Below are 25383 nucleotides of genomic sequence, written 5' to 3'. Positions count from 1 at the left end.
AAGCGCTAACCGTTCTGCGGCGGTATCTTTCGCAACTCTCGTGCGGGAGTGCCCGGCCCCATCCGGAACAAACCGCTCGCGACGGAAATATCGCTTGAACGTTCACAACATCATACGCTCATGGTGCAGCCCTGATTTAAGGAAGTACCCGCTTTATATACATATAGAGAACCAGGTTCACCACCACAGACAGCACTAGCAGGATGGAAAGTCCGACCGCGATCAGACTCACCTTGTGGCTTACCGCCCTCAAGTCCTCGATGAATTCCTGCTGCTCAAGCGTGTTCCGGTCCGTGGCTTCCCGAACCAGTTCCAACTGGTCTTCCACCCGCTTCAGGCCGGTTGTCTGCTCCTGAACCGTGCTGCGCAGGTCATTGTGCTGGAGCTGGATTTCGGTGAGCTGGTTGTGGAGCGGCGTCAGATCAACCGGCGCGGCTGGCGGCTGGGGACGTGCCGCGAGGAGGTTGCTGACCGCATTCGAAATATTTCCTTCGATCAGCGGGAGCAGCTTCGCGACAAAAGGCGCGGCTTGCTTCAGGAGTCCCATGGCGCGTTGCATAGCGTTGGCGTCCTCCGCTGATTGCGCAGAAACTGCCGGGGCATACGGCGAGGTAGAAAGAGAACGGCCAGGCGGCGTTACCGTCTTATGCATGTCCTGGAAGGCGCTTGGCCCCGCTCCCGTCGGCAGCGGTGAGCCCGGCAAAGGAGATCCCTGCACCCGGCCGAGCTGATCGCGCTGCAAAGGCTGCCTGCCCTGGCTTTCTCCCAACGGCTGGCCAAAGTCACGGCCCGGCTCACGGGGCATTGTCTCCCTTACGTGCTCGCGGAAAAGTGTCTCCCTTGCGGCGGCTTCGCGGGCATCGTGAAAGGCGTCCCTCAGGGTCGGATCAGGATCGCTAGGCGTCCGGGGCGGCGTCACATTTACGCTTGAATCGGTTCGCAACGCGTCGGCTCGATGGCCCTCGGGAAGATATACCTCCTCCCGAAACTCCTCGGATCTATTCATCCTATTGTCCTTTCCAATAACTATATAAGCAGCGAATGCTAGTTTAGCAAGCGCTTTGCCATGGCAGCAGACCTCCCGGAATCCAGGCGGACAGCCCATAGAAAGACGCTAAACAGCCGTAGCTAGACGGCCAGGCATCCGACTTTTAAGCTTGGACCTCTCGAACAGGTGTTTGTCCCTGAGGCGGAGAGGGGCCCGGCTGATGCTGGCCCCTCCAGCCGTGGAGCCCCCAGGTAAGCTGTTGTAAGGAGAAGTCTTTTTGAAACCTGTCGCTCATCGCGCTCTGCACGATTTCAAGCACAACATCCTGGCGGGAATCATCACCGCCGGACCGTTGTTCATCACGTGGCTGGTGTTTTCATTCGTGATCGGCGTGCTGGCCAAGGTGGGGCTGCCCATCGTCGCCCTGCTCGCCGTGGTGTTTCCGGGAAGCATCTCGGAGTCGAAGGGCTTCCAGTACACGCTGGCGGTGATCATCACGGTGGTGCTGTTCTACCTGGTCGGCAAGGTCACGTCCGAGGTGGTGGGGCGGCAGATGTTTGAGCTGTTCGAGGCCGCCCTCGAGAACCTGCCGGTGGTGAACAAGATCTACACCTCAGTTCGCCAGGCGGTCGACACCCTGATGAACAAGAAGAATTCCGGCCAGCGCGTGGTGCTGATCGATTTTCCGAGCCCCGGCCAGAAATCCATTGGCTTTCTCACCCACATGCTCGCTGACGCAACCACGGGCGCGCCCATCGCGGCGGTGCTGGTGCCGCAGGCCATCAACCCGTCGTCGTCCTATCTGCAGTTCGTGCCCATGTCGTCTATCACCGAGACCGACCTGACCATGGAGCAGGCGATGAGCATGCTGCTGACTGGCGGAGCTGTCTGCCCCGAGGTGATCCACTACTCGGCGCCGCCGGCCGCCGTGGTGGACAGGCTGGGACGGGCGATCCCGGTCAGCATTGCGGTGGAGAGTCCGGAGGCGGTGGCGAAGGGCGGACAGCAGGAGGGCTGAGGGGCTGTTGATTGGGTTGTAAACATAGGTGAATCAAGGGATGATCCGGTGTTCGCCTGATATTCGTCTTTCCTTCGCGTTACGGGCGAAACTGGTTACTTTAGTTGTATATCGTAATGTGATGTATTTGAATGGCTTATGATTTAATTTGGAGTCATTCTGGTCGAAAAAGCGAATTTAGCTGTTATTTTTCTGGTTAACAAGTGAATGGTTTGGTGATTTCGGACCCGATGCTGAAAGACAGATAAGCATATTTACCAGAACGCCATTGTGCCGCAAGTCGGACCGGATTTGATGTGTCCACCGTCACAAAAGCCGGGGCAAGATGGGACGTGACGGCTCGTGCGTCGGGCCTGAGAATCACCCTTCGGCGCCGGCATTGTCGGCGATTCCTTCTCCCGCGTGCTCACTCTCCGCGCTGATCTTGCGCAGATTCACGTTCTCGAACTGCGCCCAGATCAGGCCAACCGGTACGATGCCCAGGAAGGTGACCACGAGAAGCATCGCCGCGCAGGCGGTCGAAGCCTCAGGGCCGGCTGCAAAGAACCCGGTGATTGCCGCTGCCACCAGGCCGATCTGCGAGAACCATCCGATCACCGGCAGTTGCAGCAGGCTGGCGCCGCCGCTCACCACCATGAGAAGAATGCACTTGGAGATGCTGATGTTTGCCAGCACTTCGCTAGCCCTAAATGCATGCATTGTCTCGACATAGGCGAACGCGATCATCGCCCACATGCCCACTGAGGACAGTACCAGCAACGCAAAATCTGAGAAGGACCGGATCGTATCCAGCCCAGTCCGGAACGTGCGGATCTTCTCGCCGACGGCGTGGCCAAGGTTCTTTGACATGATGCCGAACGCACGCTCCGCCATTCCGGCGAGCGTGTCGCCGCTGAGCCTGATGGCAATGAGGAACAGCGCGCCGAAAGCAGTGAGGATAAGACCGCCAAAGCGAAGGAGTAGCGCGGCGATCCAAGGAGCGTTATGGCTCATAGCTGCGAGGCGTGGCCAATGGTTTATGGCTTTTACAATCGCGTCTTGCGGCAACTGCAGAATTGCGAGCGAGAACAGTACGGCGATGGCGCCCATATCGCAGAGCCGTTCCACAATATAGACAGCGACCTGCGAGCTGAGGTCAAGGTTGGTCTTTTTCGCAACCAGATAAGGACGCACCAGGTCAGCCACGCGCCCGATCAGGGCTACTGCCGTGAATCCCATGACCTGCGTGCCCACCAGCGACAGCGCCGGCACGCGCCGGTTGTGGCGCAGCAGCAGCGCCCAGCGTGCCGAGCGGATCACATAGCCCAGGTAAATGCAGGCGAGCCCGATGGCGATCTTGGTCCAGTCGGCTCCTGCGAGCTGCGAGCGGAACTCGGCAAAATCAAAGTGAATGCGGTTGCGCCCCCAAATCACGAGCGCAGCCAGTGCAACCAGCACGACAAGCCCAACAAACCATTGCTTCTTCTTCAAAACTGCTCCCGTTTCAACCACGGCTTTCGATACGCAGATGTTTTGTCCAGTCTACCGGTCTGATGCGGGCTGCGCATCCGAGTCCTTCGATGCAGGAAGGTGAATATCTGGGTTCAGCGTCCGGCGGAGGCCTGCGACGAGCTGTTGGCCTCTTGCTGAGCGAGGCGCTGACGGGCGATCACGCGGCGATTGAATTCGTGGATAACGCGAGCGACGTAGAGCCGCGTTTCACGATAGGGAGGGATGCCGCGATATTTGTCCACTGCGGCGGGGCCGGCGTTGTAGGCCGCCAGCGCCAGGGCGAGATTGTCGTGGTAGCGAGTGAGCAGACCGTCGAGATACGCGGAGCCACCGCGCACGTTATCCTCGGGCTTGTAGCTGTCATGCACGCCGAGGTCGGAGGCGGTGCCGTCCATGAGCTGCATCAGGCCTTTGGCGCCAGCCCGGCTCTTTGCCCGCGGATTGCCGCCGCTCTCAGCCTTGACCACACTGGCCAGCAGGTCGACATCAAGGTGGTGTGCCTGGCCGGCGGTCGCCAGCATCTCGTGCAGGTCGGCCGGTGTCAGCTTGGCAGGCGTCGTTGGACGGGCAGCCGGGGTCGATTCGGCGGTCTCCGGTTCGGCGCTCGGAGGCGGATCAGGAACGGTCTCGATGCTAGCGATGTCAGCGGGCGGGAACTCGATGTAGCTGCTGGCGTTGGCGCTGGAGTAAAGGCGTACGCGTCCCTCCACCGTCTCGTGATGCGCGCACGTCAAGGCAAACCCGTTGGTTAGCGAAACCCGTTCCGCGGCACGGCAGGGCAGCGCCAGCGCCGCCAAAGCGGTTGCTGTCAGAACGAGTTTTCCCCGGATATGGGTCAACCGAATCCCCTGGTGTTTCTGAGTTTACGCGCCGGCGGAGGCCGTCTGCCGCGCAACCACCTGCTCTAGAATGACGGCCACGCCCTCCTGATCGTTCGTGAGCGCCTGCTTCCAGCCGCGAACCTTCGCCATCGTGCGCAGTTCCTGCGCGGCGTTACCCATTACGATGCCCTGGGCGGCCCACTCCAGCATATCCAGGTCGTTCCAGTTATCGCCAATGGCCATGACCTCTTTACGGTCGATGCCGAGGCGGCGTGCGAGCCGCTCGAGCGCCCAGCCCTTGGTGACTCCCGGCGGCATGAGGTCGAGGATCGAGAGATCGCGGACGGGATACTCGGTTCGGACGCACTCACAATACTTGTGCAACTCGCTGGCGCGCAAAGCCCTTTCGGCGGCCTTCATTTGATCCATGGTGCCGGTGACCATGCCCTGAATGGGATCTTCGGGGCCATCGAGCGCGCGCTCCAACGGCTTGACGATTTCAATGGCGGGGCGGTTGGCGTTGATCCAAAGCTGGATCCGTTCTTTCGCCGTCTCCAGGTCCTCGAGAACCAGTTCACCGGGGCCGGAGCGGTCGAAGGTGAAGACAAGGACGCCGAAGGGCCGGAGCAGACCGCAAAGACCGCGAGCGACGCGAGCTTCAAGATGGCAGTGATCCATGGGTTCGTTGGCCAGGGTGCGGGTGACCGCGCCGTTCGATGTGATCAGCGGCGTATCGTTTCGCAGGCCGTGGTCTGCCAATAATGGAGCGGAATAGGCGTGGCGGCGGCCGGTGGCAATGGCGACGGTAATTCCTGCCGCCTGCGCGGCGCGCAGAGCGCGGGCCGTCCGGTCGCCAATCTTCTGCCCGAAGGTGGGAAGAAGGGTTCCATCCATGTCAATCGCCACCAGGCGAACCGGGAGATGCATGCTCTCAGTTTACGCGTGGGTGCGTATGGACGAGGCGCGCAAAAGATGCAGCCGTGTTACTGAGGCGTGATGATGCCGCCGAGGGCGTGCCGGCGCGGGAGCACGATGCCGCGGTGATCAATCTCAGGCTTGGGTGCTGGTGCGCGTTGGAACGCCGGGTCTACCGTTCGGTCCGTCAGGGCACCGCCGCAGGCTGGGCACCAGTCGGCCTGGTTGTCAGCAGCGAGAACGGCGTGGCATTGGGTGCAGATGCGCTCCATCAACTCTGAGTATAGTCAGTGCGGCAGCAGCGGGTTGGCGCCTATGGAGTGGCCGATGATCCAGTTTCGACCGGAATCATTTTGAATCCATGCCAGTTGATCGGGATAGGTTCGAACCGGGCGTTTGGAAAGAGAGTCGGAATGGGGAGAGACTTGGGCTGAAGGTCGCCTGGTGGGGTTTCCAGCAGCGCAATCTGTGTCGGTTGAATCTTCAGGCCGGGGTAGATGTCGCTGCGCGGCGCCGGACGCGAGGGACGTTGCGCGAATCCCTGCGGCTTGCGAAGGATTCCGGGATCGACCTTCGATTTGCTTTCGGCAGGGTTGTGCGCCTTCAGTTGAGGCAGCGTGAAGAACCGGTGGGATGAATCGGGAACCTGCAATTTGAATTGCGGCTTGCCGGGCGGCTGCAGCAGAGGCGATTTGAAAAGCTGGTCAGGATTCTGGGGAGCAGCCGGCGGAGTGGAAGGCGACTGAGCGTGAGCCAATCCTGCTCCGCAGAGCGCAAGAGCAATCACATAAGTTTTCATGGCAGAGCCCTGTTATACATAAGACTTCAACTGCGCGGCCAAGGGTAGCACCGTTTTGGCTCTACCCTTGGCTTTTCCCGTCGCGCAGCCGAGCGCGGAGACTACCACCAGCTTTCCATCTGGGCACCCCAGGTAACGCCCTGCGTGCTGTTGAGGTAGTCGGGGCCGCCGATCTGGCCCTTGAATCCGTTGCCCCACTGCGCATACGTTACGAATCCGCGGATGGCTGGGCGGCTCATGAAGTGACGTCCCAGCGAGACCTGCGGAGCGAACGTGAATTTGAACAGGTGGTCGCTGACGTGGGTTTCTTTGTTGTCGGTCCAGTCGACGAAAGGCTCGAAGGCCAGGCTGACGAAGTCGTTGAAGTGCGCCTGGGGCCTCACGCCTGCGGAGAACCAGTGCTGCGAGCCTCCGAACTGCTTGTAGTCCGTCAGTTGGTAGATGACCACTGGGCTGACGGTGAAGTGGTTGCCGGGCTCGAAGATGACGTTATCCGCGACGCGGAATCGGTAGGAGTCGGAAGCGTCGGGGCGGATGAAGGAGCCGGCAGGAGTGGTGTAGGTCTCGAAGCCGGAAGTGAATGTCTTGGCCGGCCCGCGTCCGTACTGGATGTAGAACTTGTTCATGTTGCTTTCGCCCAGCCACTTGTCTGCCGTGTGGATGAACGTGAAGCCAACGCCCGTCGCACCGGGAGCCTCCGCGCCACTCTGATCCTTGCCGGATGAGGTCTTCGAAACATCGAATCCGAACTCGCCCCTGCCGCCCAGCATTGGCATGTCGTAGAGGCGGAAATCGAAATTGCCCTTGCTGAAGCCTGCTTTGTTTGTGGTATTCGGCTCCGGAATATCGCTGAAGCCGCTCTGAGAGCCGAGGCCGATCCAGGCAAGCGCCATCTTGCCGAAGGGCAGCTTGATATCTTCCACGCCGCCGCCGCCGCCGCTCATGTTGTAAAGGAAGAAGTCATCGATGTGGACATCGTGGCGGCGGTAATAGCGATTGCCGGCCCAGACGTTCAGGGCTGGCTGACTGTCGCTCAGATGCCCGACGGCGCCCCATGCTTCTGCGATGCCGAAGGTGGTGTTCGACGACGCGTTGTAGTTCTGATACGGGTTGAACATCGAGATGCGAACGAGGAATTGTGCCGTGGGCGAAGTGGCTGGGCCACCAGCGGAATTCTTCTTCAACGAGAATGCGCCGGGAAGATAGAAGCTCTTGCTGATTGCGAGTTCTCCGTAGTTCTCAGCTTCGTTGCCCAACCTGCCCGCCTTGGCCATGGCGCCTGGAGCCTGGAATGTGACCTGCGGGCCTCCTTCATCATCGCGTCCGTAACCGGCTCTGAAGTATCCAGTGACATCGACGAAGTTGTGTAGCACTGTCTCCAGCCGTTCGCGGACGGCGTTCTCTCGCTGTTGCGAGAGGGACTGCTGGATCGAGTCGGTTGTTTCCTGAATCGGCCTTGGTGACTCTCCTCCCTGCTCCTGGGTTTGCGCGTTCTGATTTGCAGGATTGGCTGCCGTCGGCGTGCTCGCAGCAGTGGTAGCGACAACGGGGGTTGGCCTCGTTGTTACTACTGCAGCGGAGACTAGAGCGGGTTGCGGGCTCGTGCTTTCCAATTGTTGCAGGCGGGCATCGAGTTGCTTCAGTCGCGCCTCGTAGGCGGCGCTCATCTTTTGGTATTCCTGCTTGAGCTGTTCCATCTCATGCCTGACCTGGCCCAGGTCGGCGTTCGGCGCTGTCTGCGCACTTGCTGCGATGCCGCTGCTTATAAGGATCAGAACAAGACCGAAGAATCGGCTGACGTGCATGCAATCCCTCCTGCCGAACGCGACCGATTGTCCGTATGCACGCGACGGCACTGGATGATGTCGGAACTTCCGCAGCATGCTAGTCCTCAGTAACACATCCGATAACTGTCAAAAATGTAAGTTAGCCCTTCGCGCGTACCAGAGATGTCACGTTGGCCTCGCGGAGAGTTCGTGATGCTCTCGAGATTCCTTCTCGTACTTTTGCCAGATGACCCCGATTTGTGAACCGCAATAGACTTCGACCGCAAACTCAGGGCCCAGAAGACGCAGGATCACGCTCTCATCGCAGCGCGATGCGGACGTGTATTGGTCATCGGTTGTACACGGCAGAAGATGTTCACTCTATTTCCAGGAAAGCGTGGCTTTTGATGGCACAGATCAGAATCATCTCTCCACTTTCCGGCCAGGCTTGGCCGCTGGAACGCGTTCCAGATCCGGTTTTCGCGCAGAAGATGGTTGGCGATGGCCTGTCTATAGATCCTGTCAATAACGTGCTGCTTGCCGCGTGCGATGGCGAGATCCTTTCGGTTCATGCCGCGGGCCACGCAGTTACGCTGCGCACGCCGGAAGGCCTCGAACTCATCATGCACGTGGGCATTGACACAGTGACGCTCAAGGGCGAAGGCTTCATGCCGCGCGTCAAAGCCGGCGATAGGGTAAGCACGGGCGCACCGCTGATCGAGTTCGATCTGGATTATCTGGCCACGCATGCCAAGAGTCTTTTGACGCAGATTGTTGTTGCTAACAGCGATCGCGTGACTGCCTGGGAACGCGCAAGCGGAATCGTCACTGCAGGCAAGGACACGCTGTTCACCGTAACGTTTGCAGCTGAGGAAACCACGGCTGCGACGAACGGCGCGAAGACGGTGACATCGGAGGCGATCCTCATTCCTAACCGCACGGGATTGCACGCGCGGCCGGCGGCCGTGCTGGCGAATCTGGCGAAGAGTTTTCAATCGGCGATCAAGCTGCAACTTGGCGACAGGAGCGCGAATGCGCGCAGCGTAACGGCCATCATGGCGCTCGAAGTTTCGCACGGAGCAAAGGTGCAGGTGATCGCAACGGGCGCTGATGCAGCAACGGCCGTGGAGAAGCTGGCCGAGGTGCTCGCGCAGGGCTGCGGAGACGAGGGCTGCACGCCTGCTCCCGCTCCTGCCACGACCACAGTGTCGGCGGCGGCTGCGCCGCCCGCACGCCGCAAGTCCACTGATCCCGATCTGCTGGTTGGTGTCTCCGCTTCTCCGGGTCTTGCGGTTGGCGAGGTCTTCCAGGTGCGCCGCATGGAGATTGAAGTACAGGAGGCCGGCGCCGGAGTGGATATCGAACGGCATCGGCTCGAGAACGCGATTGCCACTGCGCAAGCGCAGCTCTCGGCGCTTCGGGCCAGCCTGCATGCGAAGGCTGATCCTGCCAAGGCTGCCATCTTCGCCGCGCATGAGGAACTCCTCAGCGATCCCGATCTGCTGGAGATTGCCGAATCAGCCATTGCGAAAGGGAAGAGCGCGGCATTCGGATGGAAGAAGGCTGTCACGACGCATGCTGACAGGCTGGCTGCGCTGCGCAACGAACTGCTGGCCCAACGCGCCAACGATCTGCGCGACGTGGGCCTGCGCGTCCTCGCATTGATTACGGGCACAGAGGTTCGTGAGCCGCAGTATCCCGCTAACGCTATTCTGATCGCGGAAGATCTGACACCGTCGGATACGGCAACGCTGGACCGCTCGCGTGTGGTCGGCTTCTGTACGACCCGAGGAGGCGCCACGTCGCATGTGGCAATCCTTGCGCGCTCGCTGGGTATTCCTGCGCTGGCTGGAGTGGAGCCGGCCGCACTGGACGTGCCGAACGGCACGCCCGCGATTCTCGATGCGAGCATCGGCACGTTGCGCCTGCGTGCATCGGCCGAGCAGATCTCACGCGTTCGCACAGCGCAGCAGGCCGCGGAAGAACGCCGCAAAGCTAACCAGGAGCACGCACTGGAGCCGGCGGTAACCACTGACGGCATGCGAATGGAGATCCTCGGCAACATCGGCGGAGTGAGGGATGCTGCGCAGATTGCAAAGCTGGGCGGCGAAGGTGTTGGGCTGTTGCGTTCCGAGTTCCTCTTCATGGAGCGATCGGATGCGCCCAGCGAAGAAGAGCAGTTTGCGATGTATAAGGCCGTCGCGGAGGCGATTGGCCCAGGGCACCCCATCATTATCCGCACGCTCGATGTGGGAGGCGACAAGCCTCTGCCGTACTTGCCGATTCCGAAGGAGGACAATCCCTTCCTCGGCGAGCGCGGAATTCGCGTGTGTCTCGACCGGCCGGAGATTCTGCGCACGCAATTGCGCGCGATTCTGAGGGCCGCGGCCTTCGGCGATATCAGCGTGATGTTTCCAATGATTACAACCCTCGAGGAACTGCGCGACGCAAAGGCGATTCTCGTGGAAGAAGCTGCGAACCTGAATCTGCCGCCGGTGCCTGCGGGCATCATGGTGGAAGTGCCGGCGACCGCAGTGATGGCAGCACAGTTTGCGCGCGAGGCAGATTTCTTCTCGATCGGCACCAACGATCTGACGCAGTACGCGCTGGCCATGGACCGCGGGCATCCGAAGCTTGCTCCCAAGGTGGACGGCCTCAATCCCGCGATTTTGAAGCTCATTGGGCATACGGTGAACGGTGCGCGATCGGCGGGCAAGCGTGTGGGCGTGTGCGGAGGCATTGCGACCGATGCGTCCGCGGTGCCGCTCCTAATCGGCCTGGGCGTGGACGAACTCAGCGTCAGCCTGCCGGCGATTCCGGCAGTAAAGGCGCAGATTCGCACGTTGAGCATGGATGCATGCCGCAAGCTGGCCGAAGCAGCATTGGCCGCGGAATCCGCAGACGATGTGCGCGCTCTGGTGAGGAACGCGGAGAGAGAACCTTCCATGACGGGCGCGGAGGCATAACGTGAAGATCTCGTTTGATGGCGCATTCTCGTTGTTGCAGAAGATAGGCAAGTGCATGATGCTGCCCGTGTCGGTGCTGCCGGTGGCGGGCATTCTGCTGGGCATTGGCAGCGCCAACTTCTCTTGGCTGCCTGCATGGCTTTCGCAAATCATGGCAGCATCGGGCAGCGCGGTGTTCGGGAACCTCGCTTTGCTGTTCGCCATCGGCGTTGCCATCGGACTAACTGAAAACGATGGCGTCGCGGCGATGGCCGGCACTGTGGGTTACGTCGTGTTCCTCGCCACCTTGGGCACATGCGCAAAGCTGCAGGGCGATGAGACCGTGCAAGTGATGGGCATTCCGTCGATCGAAACGGGTGTGTTCGGCGGCATCATTATCGGACTGGTTGCGGCTAGCGTCTTCAACCGTTTCTACCGAATCAAACTGCCGCCCTATCTCGGGTTCTTCGCAGGCAAGCGTTCGGTGCCGATCATTACGGCGTTCGGGGCAATCGTGGTCGGTGCGATTCTTAGCTTCATCTGGCCGCCCATCGACAAGGTCATCAATGCGTTCTCAAACTGGGCGGTGAACGAGCGGCCTGACATTGCGTTCACCATTTACGGGGTAGTGGAGCGCGCGCTGATTCCGTTCGGTCTTCACCACGTGTGGAATGTGCCGTTCTTCTTCCAGGCCGGCACCTACACAGATCCCGCAACCGGGAACGTGGTGCACGGCGAAATTGCGCGCTTCATTCACGGCGATCCGACTGCCGGCCGGATGACCGGCGGTTATCTGTTCAAGATGTTTGGACTGCCCGCGGCGGCGTTGGCCATGTGGCGCTGCGCGCGGCCTGACAAGCGCAAGATTGTTGGCGGCATCATGCTGTCGGCTGCCATTACGGCGTTCCTCACGGGCATCACTGAGCCTATCGAGTTCGCATTCCTGTTTGTAGCGCCTGTTCTCTACGTGGTTCATGCCATCCTTGCGGGCGCTGCGTACTTCGTGTGCATTGCGCTGAATATTCGGCACGGATTCACGTTCTCGCATGGGTTGATCGACTACATCGTGCTGTTCCCGAAATCGACGAACGCGCTTTGGCTGTGGGTGATCGGGCCGGTGTGGGGACTTATTTATTACGGCGTGTTCACATTCGCCATCAAGCGTTTCAATTTGATGACGCCGGGACGCGAAGCAGACGATGAGGTGAAGGCGGTGCACACCGTGAGCGGCGACAACTTCTCGCTGCAACTGGTGCGGGCATTTGGCGGACGTAGCAATATCGCCAGCCTGGATGCATGCATCACTCGGCTGCGCGTGAAGCTCAATGACGTAACAAAGGCGAACGCGGAGAAACTGAAGGCGCTGGGCGCTGCCGGGGTTGTTGTCGTGGGCGACGGCGTGCAGGCCATCTTCGGCACACAGAGCGGCAACCTTAAGACAGATATGGAGGAGTACCTTAAGACGGCGGGGCCGGAGGCTGACCAAGCGGAAGCGCCGTCGCCGGTGAAGGCTCCGCCGCACGCGGGAATTCAACCCGGCTTGCGCGATCCGGATGCAGCACGAAAAGCGAACGCATTCCTGGTTGCCGTTGGCGGCAAGGAGAACGTGGTTCGCGTGGATGCCTGCGCGGAGACTCGACTCCGTTTGGTGGTGCGGGACGGGACGCGGATCGACGAGGCGCCCCTGAAGGCTGAGGGGATTGCTGCTGTGGTCATGATCGACGATCAAACGTACCACCTGCTCGCCGGCCTGAACGCCGATCAGTACGCAGCCGAAATGCGGGCGCAACTGGCAGCCTGAAGCGCTAGCAGATCACCGATGTCGTTCCAGGGGTTCCGCGGCAGATCGCGGAGCCCCATTCATTTCGCAGCAAAAATTCTGGTAAGACGACGCGGCGGAGTTATGCTGTACGCATACGCTCGGTGTTCCCCATAGCGCTACGTTTTTTGTTCCGAGCTGTCCCACGAAACTGGCGGGTCCCGTCCCTGAGTTCATCCATCTGTGAACGTGCCTTGGAGGAGGTCTCTATGGTCACGCTGAATGTGAATGGAGCGCGGCGCGAGGTCGATGCGCCAAACGATACTCCACTGCTTTATGTGCTGCGCAACGATCTGGAACTAACCGGGCCGCAGTTTGGCTGTGGCTTAGCGCAATGCGGAGCGTGCGCGGTCCTCGTTGACGGCAAGGAAACCCGCTCCTGCATCACGGCGCTCTCAGATGCGGCAGGCCATGAGATCACCACGCTGGAAGGTTTGCCGGCGCGATGGGCAAAGCAAAAGAACCTGCCAGCGGCGGAAGCGGAGCGCACGCTCCATCCGGTGCAGCAGGCCTGGGTCGCCGAGCAGACACCTCAGTGCGGGTTCTGCCAGAACGGCATGATGATCAAGGCAACGGAACTGCTCGAAAGCAATCCGCACCCGACCGTGGCGCAGATCAAGGACTCGTTCAGCACGTCGGGTGTATCGCCGTTCCTGTGCCGCTGCGGAACCTATAAGGCGATCATTGAAGCCGTGCAGCATGCGGCCGACATCATGGCGAAGGGGTGAGCGATGAAGATCAACAGCAGCAAGTCCATTGACGTTTTCGGAGCCACGCTCTCCCGCCGTCAATTCGTGAAGACAAGCGGCGTACTTGCGGTGGGTATCAGCTTTGCCGGCTCGGCTACTCTCCGCGGTGCTACGCCGAGGGTGCCCGTTGCGGAGAACTCGCTCGATCCATACCTCGCCACTTCTTGGCTGGAGATTCACGAGGACAACACCGTTACGATCCGCACTGGCAAGAGCGATTTCGGCCAGGGGTCGGTGTATACGTCTTACCGACAGATTGTGGCGGAAGAGCTGTCGATGCCGTTCGAGGCTATTACTACGGTCGTTACCGGATCGACGCACGAGACTCCCGACGGTGGCGGCTCGTTCGGGTTCCTGAATGACGGCACGCCCAACCTCCGCAAGGTGGCGGCTTACACATACCAGGCACTGCTTGATCTGGCGGCGACCAAACTGGGCGTTCCGAAATCAGGGCTCACTGTCAAGGACGGCGTAGTCTCCGGCGGCGGCAAGAGCATTTCGTACGGCGACCTGGTGAAAGGCCAGCAGTTGAAGCTCACGATTCCGGTGAGCGGGGATCTCACGAGCATCGTCGGCCTGTCGGTGGACGGGAACCCGCCACTAAAGCCGGTTAGCGAATACACGGTGATCGGCAAGTCGTTTCCGAGTTCGGCTATCCAGGCGAAGGTGACAGCCAAGGCGAACTGGGCCACCGACGTGCGCCTGCCGGGGATGCTGCATGGACGAGTCGTGCATCCGAAGACACTCGGCTCGACGCTGGAATCTGCGGGCAAGGTCGATAAGACGAAGTATCCGAATTCGCAGGTGATCGTAAAAGGGAACCTTGTCGGAGTGGTTGCACCCACTGAGTGGGAAGCGATTCAGGCGGCGATGCAGGTTGCGGCCGACACGAAGTGGACGGACTGGAAGGGCCTGCCGGGCAGCGCGAAGCTCTACGACCATCTGAGGAACGAGGCCGACTGGAAGTCGACGCCGGTGACGAAGGGCCGCGCCGACAAAGGGGATGCAGGCGCAGCGCTGGGCTCGGCGAGCAAGAAGCTCTCCGCGAGCTACCAGGTGGCGTATATGAAGCACGCGCCGATCGGTCCCACGATGGCGGTGGGCGATGTACACGCCGACGGCATGGTGCACATCCACACGCACAATCAGAACCCGCAGCAACTGCGAGCCGAAATTGCCAAGATGCTTGGCGTCACGATCGACAAGGTGATCGTGCACAACTATGCCGGGCCCGGGCACTATGGCAGATCGAACGGCGGCAATGCCGGCGCTGAAGACGAGGCGGTGCTCTTATCGCAAGCTGTCGGCAAGCCGGTGCGCGTTCAGTGGATGCGTGCGGATGATATGCAGTGGTCGACGCAGTCGGCGGCCGCTTTCTCAGATGTGCAACTGGCGGTTGATCAGGGGAAGCTGGCGGCTTACCAGATCGACCATTACATGCCGGCCATGCAGGATGATCGGCTGGTGGGCGCGGTGCTGGCGGGCTTGCCCACTCAGGTCCCTCCCGACACCCACGACGACTTCGGGACTTCGAACGGTATCTCAGACCCCTGGCTCTATTCCCAGACTCAGAATGTAGCCGAGTACGGTCATGGCACGTTCCAGGTGGGCCAGAAGACCTCGCCTCTTGTTGTTGGTTTGCGCGACCACAGTATGCGTACGCCGGGGCAGTTCCAGCAGAACTATCCGCGGGAACTGGCTATCAACGAAGCAGCAGCGCTGGCGGGCGTGGATGCGATTCAGTTCCGGATCGACAATCTCAAGGAAGAGCGTGCCATTGCCGCGCTCAAGACGGTACGCGATGCTTCGGGCTGGGATTTGCGCCCATCGCCGTCGCCTAAAGCTACAGCGACAGGGAAGGAAGCTGTGCGCGGTCGAGGTGTCTCGCTCATGCTTCGCGACGGGACCTACTGGGCCTGTGTCTGCCACATCGCCGTTATTCCTCAGACCGGCGCGATCAAAGTCGAGAAATGCACCTTCGCCGTCGATCCTGGGGTCGTCATCAATCCGGCGCATCTCAAGCGCCAGGTGGAAGGCGGCGCGATGATGGGAATCAGCATTGCGCTGCTGGAAGAGGCGATGACGGACGAGAGCGGGGTCACCTGCGACGACTGGAACAGCTATCCGATCCTGAATATGGCTGATATTCCGGAGATGAAGGTCGTGCTGATCAACAATCCCAAGGTGGGTGCTTACGGCGGAGGTTCGGAGGCGGCAAATGCCCTCGCTGCGCCGGCCATTGCGGCCGCGCTGCATGACGCGACGGGGAAGGTGCTGCGGCGGCTTCCGCTCAAACCGGCCTATGTGGCGGAGCTGCTCAAAAGCTGACGTCCGCAGGAAATCCACAGTTTCTTGACGAGAGTCATCTTGCGCCAGCGCGGTAGACGCGTTATTTTACTAACCAGTTAGTTTAACTAACCGGTTAATTGAAAATGACGGACGAGAGCAGTAATCCACAAAGCGAGAAACAGGCGGAAGCACGGACCAAAATCCTTGAAGCCGCGTTGAGCGAGTTTGCCGAACAGGGCCTCGCAGGGGCGCGTACAGAACGTATCGCTGCCGCGGCCGGGGTCAATAAGGCCCTTCTTTACTACTACTTCGAGAGCAAAGAGAAACTCTACACCGCGGCGCTGGAGCTGAGTGCGGGGCGGATTCGTGATGCCTCGATGGCGGTGTTTCTGCGCGAGAGCACCCCGGGAGAACGGCTGGTTCGGACCGCGCTGAACCATTTCGACAGGGTGGTGAGCCAACGGGAGTTCCAGCGGCTGATGCAGCACGAGATGGTCCGGCTTCACAAGGGGGAGTCGGGGGGCATCGACGTGATCATCAAGCGGGTGTTTACGCCCCTGATGACCATGTACCAGGCGTTGGTGAGGGAGGGGATCGCCTCGGGTGAGCTGATCGACGTGGATTGGATGCAGGTTCACTTCGCGACGCTGGGGGCGAACGTTTTCTATTTCATGACCGCTCCGGTCTGGGCCAAGGTTCTGGGGATCGACCCGTTGGAGCCTGAGGCATTGAAGAAGCGCCGGGAAGAGGTGGCCCGGTATATCGGGCAAACGATTTTTGTGGACCGAAAACACGGGGCGGAGGTGGCTGAGCGTGTGCTCGCCGACTCGCCGATGCCGGAGGTTTCGGTCGGATGGCAGCAATCACTTTGGAGGAACGAGTGAATCCACGTAATAGGGTTTTCATGATTCTGGGCATGCTGACGCTGGGGTCACTGATCTGGTATCTGGTGACGGCGCGGCCGTCGCCGGACCTGGAGCTGGTGGGTACGGTGGACGCGAATGAAGTGCTGGTGAGCGCGAAGATTCCGGGGCGGATCGAAAAGCTGCTGGTGCAGGAGGGCGACCAGGTCCAGGCGGGACAACTGATCGCGGTGATCGAGAGCAACGACCTGGCGGCGGCGCATGCGGCGGCTCAGGCGACCGTGGCGAGCCAGCAGCACAAGCTGAGCGAGACCGAAGAGACGGAACGCCAGACCAGGGGCGAGACGAGCAGCGCGACGATCAATGCGCAGGCCCAGTTGACGGCGGCGCAGGCAGCGCTGGCGCAGGCTGAGGCGAATTTGTCGAAGCAGCAGGCCGATTCCAAGCGAATTGTTGCGCTGGCAAAGCAGGGCATCATGAGCGCGCAATCGAGTGACGAGGCTACTGCCATGCTTCAGGCCGACGAGGCCGCAGTGCAAACCGCGAAGGCGAATGTGGCGGCAGCCGATGCGGCTCTGAAGCAGGCCAGGGCGCACGAGATGCAGGCTGCTGTGGCGGCGCGGACGGTGGCTTCAACGCGCGAGGCTGTGGAGAACGCGAAGGCTCTGGCGCAGGAGGCTGCGGTGGAGGTTGGCTACTCGAATGTCTACGCGCCGGTGAGCGGCAGGGTGGATATGTGGGCCGCGCGGCAGGGCGAAGTTGTTAGTGCGGGTCAGGCGATTGTCACGATCATGGATCTGGGGCAGACGTGGGTGTATGCGCCCTTGCCGGAGACGCAGGCCGATGCGGTGCAAGTGGGCGATTCGCTGCGCGTGGCGCTCCCGAGCGGCGCGAATGTCGACGGCAAGGTGATTACGAAGGCGACGGAAGCGGACTTCGCCACGCAGCGCGATATGAACGGCGGACGCAAGCGCGACATCAAGACCGTGCGGTTGAAGCTGGTGATTCCCAATGCGGGCGAGAAGTTTGTGCCGGGCATGACGGCGAATGTGTATGTGCCCAAGGCGAAGCTGGTGAAGCAATGAGCGCCTCGCGCAAACACGGAGAGGCGGTGATGGATTTACCGGCGGCAGCGGCTATCGCGGTCGAGAAGATCGTGAAGCGCTACGGGACCTTCGAAGCGGTGAAGGGAATCACGTTTGAGGTGAAGGACGGCGAGATCTTCGGACTGCTGGGACCGAACGGAGCAGGGAAGAGCACGCTGATCCGCATGATGACGACACTCATTCCCGTGACGGAGGGGCGTGCGCTGGTGGGCGGCCACGATGTGGTGAAAGAGCCGAACGCGGTGCGCCACATGATTGGCGTGATTCCGCAGGCGCTGACGAGCGACCAGGATCTGACGGTGTACGAAAACTTGGTGATTTACGCGAAGCTCTACGGCGTGTCGAAGGAGAAGCGCGAGAAGAACATTGCCGAGGTCTTGGAAGCAGTGGACCTGACGAAGTGGCGCGATGCGCAGACGAAGACGCTGTCAGGCGGCATGCGGCGGCGATTGGAGATTGCGCGCGGGCTGGTGCACGATCCGCGGATCTTCTTTCTGGATGAGCCGACGACGGGTCTCGATCCTGTATCGCGCATTGCGGTGTGGGAGATGCTGAATAACCTGAAGAAGACGCGCAATCTCACGATGCTGCTGACCACGCACTACATGGAAGAGGCGGACAGGCTGTGCGACCGCATTGCGATTGTGGATCACGGAACGCTGGTGGCGCTGGGCACTCCCGTGGAACTGAAGCAGAGCGTGCCTGGATCGAATGTGGTGGAAGTACAGTTTGCGCGCGAGAGCGATGAGTGGAAGACGCGGCTCGAAAAGCTCGAGGACGTGACGGAGGTGCAGTCGCAGTCGGCCGGCGTGTATCGCGTGCTGACGTCGAACGGGTCGCGAACCACCACGCAGCTTGTGGAGATGGCGAACGGACTGGGTGAGACGCTGACATCGTTGAGCGTGGTGAATACGTCGCTGGATGACGTGTTTGTGCACTACACGGGACGGCAGTTGCGCGACGAGCAGGTGAAGGCGGTGTTCCAGATGCCGCCGCGGCCGGGAGGTCACTGATGAATCGGTTTCTTGCCATAGTCGAGCGCGAGATGCGCAAGTTTTTCCGGTCGCCGGTGCTGATGATCATGAGCATGATGCTGCCGATTGTGCAACTCGTGATTCTGGGTCACGCGATGGGCGGCCACGTGCAGGGCGCGCGCGTGGCGCTGGTGGACGAGGATCACGGGCCGCAGGCGGTGAAGGTGAAGGAGGCGTTCGACGCGGTTGCGGTGAATATTGCCACGTTCACGGCGGTTCCTTACAACGATGAATTCACGGCACGCGAGGCGGTGCGCACGGGCAAGGTGGACGCCGCGGTGATCATTCCGCCGCAGTTCTCAAGGCGCGTGTATTCAAAGGATGCGCCGCGGATCGGAATGGTGATCGACAACAGCGACCAGGTGCTGAGCAACGCGATTGTGGGCGAGATGCAGTCTCTTGTGGATGCGCTGAACCAGCCGGTGATCGAGGATCGCGTGGTGAAGCAGATCGCGCTGCGCGTGGTGGAGATCTATCCGTATGTGCAGTACATGAAGTATCTGCTGGCGGGGTCGATTGCGCTGGCGATGTACATCTCGGTGATGATCGGCGGCGGCATGCTGTACATCGACGACAAGGCGCGCGGGGTGCATGAAGGCTACCTGGTGACGCCGATCAGCAAGCTCGAACTGGTGATGGGATTGAATGCGGCGGGCGCGATCAAGGCGGTGATGTCGGGGATTTCGCTGACGGTGATCGGGTCGCTGATGGCGGGGCTGGGAACGATCTTCAACGTGTGGGCGGTTCTGAATTTGTTCCTGCTGATTGTGGGGACGTCAATCGCGTTCAACGGAATGATGTTCCTGATGATGGTGCGGGTGGACGATCCGCTGGTGCCGAGAGCGATGTTCGGCGTACTGAACACCCTGCTGTTCTTCCCGTCGGGCGCGATTTCGCCGGTGGCCGCGTTTCCGAAGTGGCTGCGGACGATCGCGATCTTCGATCCGTTCACGTATGCGGTGCATGGGTTGAAGGCGATTCTGCTGAAGGACGGCGGGTTCGTGGCGATCAAGGGCGACCTGCTGTTTCTGTTTGCGTTCGGGCTGGGGACGCTGCTGCTGGCGACCCCGTTGTTTAAACGCACTCTTTGAGGGCAGGGGTTAGGGCTTAGGGATTAGGGTTTCCGGACGAGTACGAGTTGCCGGAATCAAAGCAGGCGGTCCGTTCCTTGTGGGAGGATGGACCGCCTGTTTTGTCTTTGTGGTCAGGCAGCTTCGTCGGTGCTCTGGAGAGGCTTGGAGATGGACTCCAGGCTCTTGCCGGCGGCTTCTACTCCTATGAAGTGCTCGAAGAGGGCGCCGGTGAGCATGAAGAGCGCACCTAGTCCGTAGCCGAAGGCGACCCAGGGGCGGGAGCCGGTAGCGATGAGGACTCCGAAGAGGTAGGGTGCGCCGACTCCGCCGATGAGGGTGCCGATGGCGTAGAAGATGGCGATGGCGAAGGCGCGGATTTCGAGGGGGAAGATTTCGCTGACGGTGAGGTAGGCGGCGGAGGCGGCTGAGGAGGCGATGAAGAAGATGCAACTGAACCAGATGCCCATGCCGCGGGGGCCGAGCATTCCGTGCGCGAAAGGGTAGAGTGACGCGGCAAGGAGCAGACCTGCGATGCCGTAGCTGGCGGTGATCATGGGCTTGCGTCCGATGGTGTCGTAAAGCTTGGCGAGGAGGATCGGGCCGAGGAAGCTGGCGACGGCGAAGGGCAGCAGGTGCATGGGCAGATCGCGGTCGCCGATGTGGAAGAACCTCTTGATGACCAGCGCATAGGAGAAGAAGACGGCGTTGAAGAAGAATGATTGCGATGCCATGAGTACAAGGGCAAGGATGGAGCGCTTGCGGTTTTCGCCGGCCATGTTGCGGAAGATTTCGCCGAGGGGGGTGTGGTCGCGGACCTTGATCTTGAGTTTTTCGCCTTCGGGTTCAGGGAGCGAGGTGGCGTCGCCGTGGCTGGCGCGGTTTTCGATTTCGGAGACGATGTTGCCGGCTTCTTCTTCGCGGCCGCGGAGCATGAGCCAGCGGGGACTCTCAGGCACGAAGAGGCGGAGGATGAGCACGAGGATGCCGAGCGATCCGCCGACCCCGAAGGCGTAGCGCCAGCCGGTGTTCTGGGGGAGATGGCCGGAGATCAGGAACATGGCGGCAAGCGAACCGATCGTGGCGCCGACCCAGAAGGTTCCGTTGACGACCAGGTCGACGGTGCCGCGGACCTTTCCGGGGATGAGCTCGTCGACGGCGGAGTTGATGGCGGCGTATTCGCCGCCGATGCCGATGCCGGTGAAGAAGCGGAAAAGCGAGAAGGAGAAGATTCCCCAGGAGAAGGCGCTGGCGATGGTGGCCAGCGAGTAAGTCGCGAGGGTGACGAGAAAGAGCTTGCGGCGGCCGAGGCGGTCGGTGAGGTATCCGAAGAGGAGGGCGCCGGTGACGGCTCCGGCGAGGTAGGTGGTGGCGGCTCCGGTGACCTGCGGGTCGGTGAGGCGGAGGCCGGATTTGCTTTCGAGGATGCCGGAGAGGGAGCCGACCATCGTGACCTCGAGGCCGTCGAGGAGCCAGGAAGTGCCGAGGGCGAAGATGATACGGGCATGCCAACGGGACCACGGGAGTCGATCGAGGCGCTGGGGGATGTCGGTTTCCACGGTGCTGCTCTTCGAGTTTTGGCTCTGCTGGTTCTGATTTTTTAGGGCATGGTTCTGCGGATTCCGGGGCATGGGTGGGGCTCACTTTTTGATTACGCTGATGGAGCCGTTGCGCTCAAGGATGGCGTAGTCGATGTCTTCGATGCGGGTGAGGCCCATGCCGCGTGCGGCGGCTTCGATGTCCTGGGAGCGGAGGCCGGTGTTGTGGATGACGTTTTGCTGCCACTCACCTTTGCGGATGATGACGACGGGTGTGCCGTCGAGGATGGCTCCGATGCGGGGGCTTTTGCTTTTCGCAAAGGCGAGGGTGCGATGGATGAAGGCGACGACGATGACGGCGCAGGTGCAGTTGGTGACGGAGCGGTCGTTGCCGACGGTAGAGAGAATGATGACTCCGCCGAGCAGGAAGATAAGGACGTATTCGTACATCGTCATCTGCGCGCCAGCGCGGCGTCGGAGAATGCGCACGGCGAAGAGAAGGATGAAGTATCCGATGATGGCGTGAAGGATGGTGGACATGGTGGGTCTCAGGGCATGACGAAGACAGTGGCATCCATGGGCGGTTCGCCTTCAGCGCGCACGGTGAATTTATGCGGGCCGGGGAAAGATGGCTCGAGCTGTATCTGGACCATTGCGGGCGCGGGGCCGGCAGGGAAGACGTAAGTGATGCCGCCGTTGCCGATGCTGGACATGATGGGCTGCGGAGCGATGCGCGTGGCGCCGAGCGGTTTTACGACGGAGTCGCTCATGTAGAGGATAATGCGGCCGTTGTGGACGGCAGCGTCAGAGAACTGGAAGGTCATGACGGAGGGTGTGCTGGCGCGCTCGATTCGCTCGTAGTCGAGGGTCATGGCTTTGTCCGGTGTGGTTTTCTTCGCGTTGGCGATCCAGCCGCGGCCGAATCCGCCGAGGATGTCGATCACGACGATGGCGAGGAGGATGGGCCAGACGATGCGCTCGAAGCGCCACCATTTGCGCTGAAACTCGAGGTCTTCACCGACGGCGACGTCATGCTCGACTTTGGGAACGCTGTCGCCGATTTCGGTTTCGAAAGGGATGTTGGACACGGGTTACTCCGCGTTGGGTGATTCGCCGGTGGTTTCTTCTTTCTTCTGCTCGGCGGGAAGGATGTTGATTTGCCCGAAGGTTTCGAGGACGGCGATCTTGATTCCGGCGAGGTCGCGGATGCCTTGCTCGCGGGCCATGTCCATGACGTCGTCGTCCTGGAGGCGCTGATTGCTGAGGGTGCGGGAGCGCCACTTGCCGCGGTCGAGGAGGACGAGAGGAGTGCCGCAGAGCACGCGTGTGAATGTGTCAGAACGCATGCGGAACAGCGTGAGTACGTAGTGGCTGAGGGCGATGGTGACGATCTGGCAGAAGGCGTTGGTTAGCGACATTTCTGTGCCGACAAGGCCGGTGAGGGTGAGTCCGCCGAGGTAGAAGACGAGGACGAACTCGAAGGGCGTGAGTTGCTTGCCGGGGCGGCGTCCGACGATACGGACGATGAAGACGAGAAAGAGGTATCCGAATGCCGCGCGAAGGATTGTAAAGAGTGCCACGAGGCTTCTCCCGCTGATGTTGGGCATACCCGGGGCATGCTCAGTGTCTAAGAGGGCAGGGGAGTGGGGAAGGTTGCCGATGTTGAGACAGGGAGTAGGGAATAGGGAGTAGAAATGCTTGAGCGTTAGTCGACGCCTAGATCGGTTGCGATCCTCGCGTTGTAGGCGATCTCTTCAAGGCGCAATCCTTGCTGATCGACGAAGATGGCGACGATGCAATCCCACACGCTTTGAGGTGACCACGGAAGGATATCTGGGGGAGCAGGCGACGGAGTTTGACGGCTTAGAAACCAGAATCGTTTTTCTTCTTCCGAGATGACCGGGAGCTCTTCAGAAGTTACAGGGGGCTGCAAGGGAGATAGAAGCAGCTTGGAACAAATCAATTCGTAAAAATCTCCCACGGTTTCAACCGTAGCGGCTTCCTTATCGTCAATGTCGATGCCGAATAGTTCTTCAGAACGAAGGATGATTTCTACCCCATCGAGTCCCATGTGTTTGAGGTTAGCGCATAGCTCAAGAGATCGATTCACAGAAAGGAAGACGGCAACCGCAGATCCCTCGCTGTGCTCGGGATGACAGGTTTATGGGGGAACTTGCAGTGTGTTTCCCACCAAGCAGAGCTTGGATGGGGCACCCGGCGACAGGTGGCGCGGGGCGGTGCTATATTGCGGATTCATAAGCGCACGCGGCGTGGCTTCCTTAGAGGTCGATTATGACTGCTGGTCCGGGTTCTCCGCGCGGTACTCAGGGTGGTTCTCAGCGCGCCAGCTACCTGCTGGTTTTTGCCATGCTTCTGATGATCAGCGTGCCCGCGGGGCTGGCGCTGCACACGGTGCGGATCGCACCGCAGATACCTGCGTCGGTGACGGACAACTCACCCTATGGATACACGATCAGCCTTCTCCTGTTCGTTGTTCCCATCGTGACGATTCTGTGGTGGCTGATCCCCAGCGAGCATCTGAAGATCTCGAAGTCGTCTGTGGTGCGAACCATCGCGCTGCTCTTTCCGATTGGAGCCGGACTGGACTTCTTTTTCGCGCACCGGTTCCTGACGTTTCCCAATCCGCGTGCAACCCTGCGGATTCTGGCGCCGGCTCTTGGGGGCGGTGTGCCGATTGAAGAGTATCTGTTCTATTTCACCGGCTTTCTTGCAGTGCTGCTCTTGTATATCTGGCTGGACGAGTATTGGCTTGCGGAGTACAGCATTCCGGTCGCGTCGGGTGAGCGCACGAATTTCAAACGCCTGCTGCAATTCCACCCGCCTTCTCTGATCGCAGGCATTGCACTGATTGCGGGTGCGATAGTTTTTCGCAGAGTGTTCGTGGCGGAAGCGGGATTTCCCGGCTACTTCATTTTCCTGGTCGTAGCGGCGCTCGGGCCGTCGGCACTGTTTCTGCCTTCAGCGCTGCCGGTGATCAACTGGCGCGCGCTGAGCCTCACGCTCTTTTTCATTTTGCTGATGAGCCTGCTGTGGGAGGCGACGCTGGGGCTGCCGTACGGGTGGTGGGGATTCCGACACACCCAGATGCTGGGCATTTATATCACTGCGTGGAGCGAACTGCCGATCGAGGAAGTGCTGGTATGGATCACGGTTACATATGCCACCGTGATTGTGTATGAACTGGTGCGGCGGTGGAAGTCGTCAGGCAGGCCCGCGCGGCATGCGTTCCTGGGGATCGCGCCTGCCGCGGACTCAGAGACGGCTTTGCAGAGGTAGAGAGGGATTTGCGACAGCCATTGCTGCGCCGCTGAGGATCACGATGTGGGTGGTCGCGGCATCGCCGCTCGGCTTGCTTCACCGCCCCGAGGGAGATGCGCTTTCTTCCGAAAAATTGCACTCCGCGCGCGGACATTCCCAAATCTCAATCTTCTGGGAGTGATCGACTTCGGCGAGATACAGGACAGCGCCACATTGTGGGCATGTGTGAACGGAAGCTCTCGAGTCGTCAAATCCACCTTGCATCAGATCGGTATAGCCGTCAACATCGCGGAAAATCCGTGTGCAATCGCGCCGCACGCACGCATGGTAGGACCGGACTTCTTCCGAGTCTTCTTCCAGCATCACGCGCCTCATGGAGACGTGATGCAAATCGCATAATGGAGAGAATTGCTGTCTGGATGTCATGGGCGAGACTCTTGTTGGTGACTGCCCGGAAAGTCGAGGGGACTAACGATCAGCAGCAGGTTGGGTCGCCGCCGCGGGCCGCTTGGATTTCTTAACCAGGGAAAGGGTCCTGGGCGCGCTGTCAGGCTCCTGATTCATGCTGCGGAAAGATCGCGGGAGGTCCTTCTCTTCGAATTCAACGCCCGAGGCTCTGAGTTCGAGAGCAGCTTTCTCAAGGGGGGCTCTCTTTGCCCGCAAACCCTTTTCTGCCAGTTCGCGTTCTGCAGCGGTGGCGAATTCTCCGAATTGATCGAGATAGGCAAGCTTGCGGTCGTAGAAATCGATCTCCTGGTGAAGATCTCGCAGGAAATACTTATCGTTGCGAGAAGCAGGCTTCTCGCGTGGGACGGGTTTTGTCAGGGCAGCGGACCTTTTCATGAATATCCTTCCGAAACGAAAAAGGGCAGCCTTGAGGTCTGCCCTTTTCT

23 protein-coding genes are annotated in these 25383 nt (G+C 60.5%); 11 read left to right on the top strand and 12 right to left on the bottom strand.

All coding sequences use genetic code 11. The annotated features are described in order from the left end of the window. Positions 1-136: 136 nt before the first annotated feature. Entirely contained in the window at positions 137-805 is a 669-nt protein-coding gene (locus tag MOP44_RS22430; protein ID WP_260792637.1) for a hypothetical protein, read from the bottom strand. 460 nt (positions 806-1265) lie between these two features. Here MOP44_RS22430 and MOP44_RS22425 point away from each other — a divergent pair, with 460 nt between their 5' ends. After that, entirely contained in the window at positions 1266-2006 is a 741-nt protein-coding gene (locus tag MOP44_RS22425; RefSeq protein ID WP_260792636.1) for a DUF502 domain-containing protein, read from the top strand. 360 nt (positions 2007-2366) lie between these two features. Here the strand turns inward: MOP44_RS22425 and MOP44_RS22420 are convergent, their stop codons facing one another. The 3 genes from MOP44_RS22420 to MOP44_RS22410 all read right to left on the bottom strand — a co-directional run bounded on the left by MOP44_RS22420 (position 2367) and on the right by MOP44_RS22410 (position 5245). Further along, the gene (locus MOP44_RS22420) at positions 2367-3476 is read right to left on the bottom strand and encodes a lysylphosphatidylglycerol synthase transmembrane domain-containing protein (protein ID WP_260792635.1); all 1110 of its coding nucleotides are present in this window, start codon (positions 3474-3476) and stop codon (positions 2367-2369) included. A gap of 113 nt (positions 3477-3589) precedes the next feature. Beyond that, on the bottom strand, positions 3590-4336 hold the full coding sequence (locus tag MOP44_RS22415; protein WP_313901025.1) for a lytic transglycosylase domain-containing protein: 747 nt from the start codon (positions 4334-4336) through the stop codon (positions 3590-3592). A gap of 24 nt (positions 4337-4360) precedes the next feature. Then, entirely contained in the window at positions 4361-5245 is an 885-nt protein-coding gene (locus tag MOP44_RS22410; RefSeq protein WP_260792634.1) for a Cof-type HAD-IIB family hydrolase, read from the bottom strand. A 53-nt stretch (positions 5246-5298) separates the two neighbouring features. Between MOP44_RS22410 and MOP44_RS22405 the strand changes: the two genes are divergently transcribed. Then, positions 5299-5514 (top strand): hypothetical protein, encoded by a 216-nt coding sequence (locus MOP44_RS22405; protein WP_260792633.1) that lies wholly within the window; start codon positions 5299-5301, stop codon positions 5512-5514. Positions 5515-5546: 32 nt separating this feature from the next. Here MOP44_RS22405 and MOP44_RS22400 read toward each other — a convergent pair whose 3' ends face one another. After that, on the bottom strand, positions 5547-6032 hold the full coding sequence (locus MOP44_RS22400; RefSeq protein ID WP_260792632.1) for a hypothetical protein: 486 nt from the start codon (positions 6030-6032) through the stop codon (positions 5547-5549). 101 nt (positions 6033-6133) lie between these two features. Continuing rightward, a complete protein-coding gene (locus MOP44_RS22395; protein ID WP_260792631.1) occupies positions 6134-7837 on the bottom strand; it encodes a carbohydrate porin in 1704 nt (567 codons plus the stop codon). A 368-nt stretch (positions 7838-8205) separates the two neighbouring features. Between MOP44_RS22395 and ptsP the strand changes: the two genes are divergently transcribed. The 8 genes from ptsP to MOP44_RS22355 all read left to right on the top strand — a co-directional run bounded on the left by ptsP (position 8206) and on the right by MOP44_RS22355 (position 19694). Next, positions 8206-10764, top strand: a complete 2559-nt coding sequence (ptsP, locus tag MOP44_RS22390) for a phosphoenolpyruvate--protein phosphotransferase (protein ID WP_260792630.1) — start codon at positions 8206-8208, stop codon at positions 10762-10764. Between the two features lies 1 nt (position 10765). Then, positions 10766-12544, top strand: coding sequence for a PTS glucose transporter subunit IIBC (gene ptsG / locus MOP44_RS22385; RefSeq protein ID WP_260792629.1), 1779 nt, complete (start codon positions 10766-10768; stop codon positions 12542-12544). 227 nt (positions 12545-12771) lie between these two features. After that, positions 12772-13290: a (2Fe-2S)-binding protein gene (locus tag MOP44_RS22380; RefSeq protein ID WP_260792628.1), complete on the top strand. Its 519-nt coding sequence runs from the start codon at positions 12772-12774 to the stop codon at positions 13288-13290. Positions 13291-13293: 3 nt separating this feature from the next. Next, the gene (locus MOP44_RS22375; protein WP_260792627.1) at positions 13294-15639 is read left to right on the top strand and encodes a xanthine dehydrogenase family protein molybdopterin-binding subunit; all 2346 of its coding nucleotides are present in this window, start codon (positions 13294-13296) and stop codon (positions 15637-15639) included. Between the two features lie 104 nt (positions 15640-15743). Then, entirely contained in the window at positions 15744-16484 is a 741-nt protein-coding gene (locus tag MOP44_RS22370; RefSeq protein WP_260792626.1) for a TetR/AcrR family transcriptional regulator, read from the top strand. Further along, on the top strand, positions 16481-17548 hold the full coding sequence (locus tag MOP44_RS22365) for an HlyD family secretion protein (RefSeq protein WP_260792625.1): 1068 nt from the start codon (positions 16481-16483) through the stop codon (positions 17546-17548). Before MOP44_RS22370 ends, MOP44_RS22365 begins: the two co-directional genes overlap by 4 nt. After that, positions 17545-18582 carry an ABC transporter ATP-binding protein gene (locus MOP44_RS22360; RefSeq protein ID WP_260792624.1) on the top strand — a complete coding sequence of 346 codons (1038 nt, stop codon included), beginning with the start codon at positions 17545-17547 and terminating at the stop codon, positions 18580-18582. The genes MOP44_RS22365 and MOP44_RS22360 overlap by 4 nt, the downstream gene beginning before the upstream one ends. After that, a complete protein-coding gene (locus tag MOP44_RS22355) occupies positions 18582-19694 on the top strand; it encodes an ABC transporter permease (RefSeq protein ID WP_260792623.1) in 1113 nt (370 codons plus the stop codon). The genes MOP44_RS22360 and MOP44_RS22355 overlap by 1 nt, the downstream gene beginning before the upstream one ends. Before the next feature lie 113 nt (positions 19695-19807). Here MOP44_RS22355 and MOP44_RS22350 read toward each other — a convergent pair whose 3' ends face one another. The 5 genes from MOP44_RS22350 to MOP44_RS22330 all read right to left on the bottom strand — a co-directional run bounded on the left by MOP44_RS22350 (position 19808) and on the right by MOP44_RS22330 (position 23282). After that, the gene (locus MOP44_RS22350) at positions 19808-21232 is read right to left on the bottom strand and encodes an MFS transporter (RefSeq protein WP_260792622.1); all 1425 of its coding nucleotides are present in this window, start codon (positions 21230-21232) and stop codon (positions 19808-19810) included. Between the two features lie 81 nt (positions 21233-21313). Beyond that, a complete protein-coding gene (locus MOP44_RS22345; protein WP_260792621.1) occupies positions 21314-21751 on the bottom strand; it encodes a DUF421 domain-containing protein in 438 nt (145 codons plus the stop codon). Positions 21752-21759: 8 nt separating this feature from the next. Next, positions 21760-22299 (bottom strand): hypothetical protein, encoded by a 540-nt coding sequence (locus MOP44_RS22340; protein WP_260792620.1) that lies wholly within the window; start codon positions 22297-22299, stop codon positions 21760-21762. A 3-nt stretch (positions 22300-22302) separates the two neighbouring features. Beyond that, positions 22303-22791, bottom strand: a complete 489-nt coding sequence (locus MOP44_RS22335) for a DUF421 domain-containing protein (RefSeq protein ID WP_260792619.1) — start codon at positions 22789-22791, stop codon at positions 22303-22305. A 125-nt stretch (positions 22792-22916) separates the two neighbouring features. Continuing rightward, positions 22917-23282 (bottom strand): acyl carrier protein, encoded by a 366-nt coding sequence (locus MOP44_RS22330; RefSeq protein ID WP_260792618.1) that lies wholly within the window; start codon positions 23280-23282, stop codon positions 22917-22919. Positions 23283-23503: 221 nt separating this feature from the next. Between MOP44_RS22330 and MOP44_RS22325 the strand changes: the two genes are divergently transcribed. Beyond that, positions 23504-24508 carry a hypothetical protein gene (locus tag MOP44_RS22325; RefSeq protein ID WP_260792617.1) on the top strand — a complete coding sequence of 335 codons (1005 nt, stop codon included), beginning with the start codon at positions 23504-23506 and terminating at the stop codon, positions 24506-24508. Between the two features lie 450 nt (positions 24509-24958). On the opposite strand, the gene MOP44_RS22320 is transcribed toward MOP44_RS22325, so the two are convergent. Beyond that, positions 24959-25333 carry a hypothetical protein gene (locus tag MOP44_RS22320; protein WP_260792616.1) on the bottom strand — a complete coding sequence of 125 codons (375 nt, stop codon included), beginning with the start codon at positions 25331-25333 and terminating at the stop codon, positions 24959-24961. Positions 25334-25383: the final 50 nt, after the last annotated feature.

The organism is Occallatibacter riparius (assembly GCF_025264625.1).
Taxonomy (GTDB): domain Bacteria; phylum Acidobacteriota; class Terriglobia; order Terriglobales; family Acidobacteriaceae; genus Telmatobacter; species Telmatobacter riparius.
This window is presented reverse-complemented; position numbering and strand designations above follow the sequence as displayed.

Coding starts and splice junctions, on each gene's coding strand:
- MOP44_RS22330 (WP_260792618.1), bottom strand. CDS start 23,282: ATGGGACTCGATGGGGTAGAAATCATCCTTCGTTCTGAAGAACTATTC.
- MOP44_RS22355 (WP_260792623.1), top strand. CDS start 18,582: ATGAATCGGTTTCTTGCCATAGTCGAGCGCGAGATGCGCAAGTTTTTC.
- MOP44_RS22410 (WP_260792634.1), bottom strand. CDS start 5,245: ATGCATCTCCCGGTTCGCCTGGTGGCGATTGACATGGATGGAACCCTT.
- MOP44_RS22345 (WP_260792621.1), bottom strand. CDS start 21,751: ATGTCCACCATCCTTCACGCCATCATCGGATACTTCATCCTTCTCTTC.
- MOP44_RS22430 (WP_260792637.1), bottom strand. CDS start 805: ATGCCCCGTGAGCCGGGCCGTGACTTTGGCCAGCCGTTGGGAGAAAGC.
- MOP44_RS22370 (WP_260792626.1), top strand. CDS start 15,744: ATGACGGACGAGAGCAGTAATCCACAAAGCGAGAAACAGGCGGAAGCA.
- MOP44_RS22360 (WP_260792624.1), top strand. CDS start 17,545: ATGAGCGCCTCGCGCAAACACGGAGAGGCGGTGATGGATTTACCGGCG.
- ptsP (WP_260792630.1), top strand. CDS start 8,206: ATGGCACAGATCAGAATCATCTCTCCACTTTCCGGCCAGGCTTGGCCG.
- MOP44_RS22325 (WP_260792617.1), top strand. CDS start 23,504: ATGACTGCTGGTCCGGGTTCTCCGCGCGGTACTCAGGGTGGTTCTCAG.
- MOP44_RS22380 (WP_260792628.1), top strand. CDS start 12,772: ATGGTCACGCTGAATGTGAATGGAGCGCGGCGCGAGGTCGATGCGCCA.
- MOP44_RS22400 (WP_260792632.1), bottom strand. CDS start 6,032: ATGAAAACTTATGTGATTGCTCTTGCGCTCTGCGGAGCAGGATTGGCT.
- MOP44_RS22375 (WP_260792627.1), top strand. CDS start 13,294: ATGAAGATCAACAGCAGCAAGTCCATTGACGTTTTCGGAGCCACGCTC.
- MOP44_RS22320 (WP_260792616.1), bottom strand. CDS start 25,333: ATGAAAAGGTCCGCTGCCCTGACAAAACCCGTCCCACGCGAGAAGCCT.
- MOP44_RS22395 (WP_260792631.1), bottom strand. CDS start 7,837: ATGCACGTCAGCCGATTCTTCGGTCTTGTTCTGATCCTTATAAGCAGC.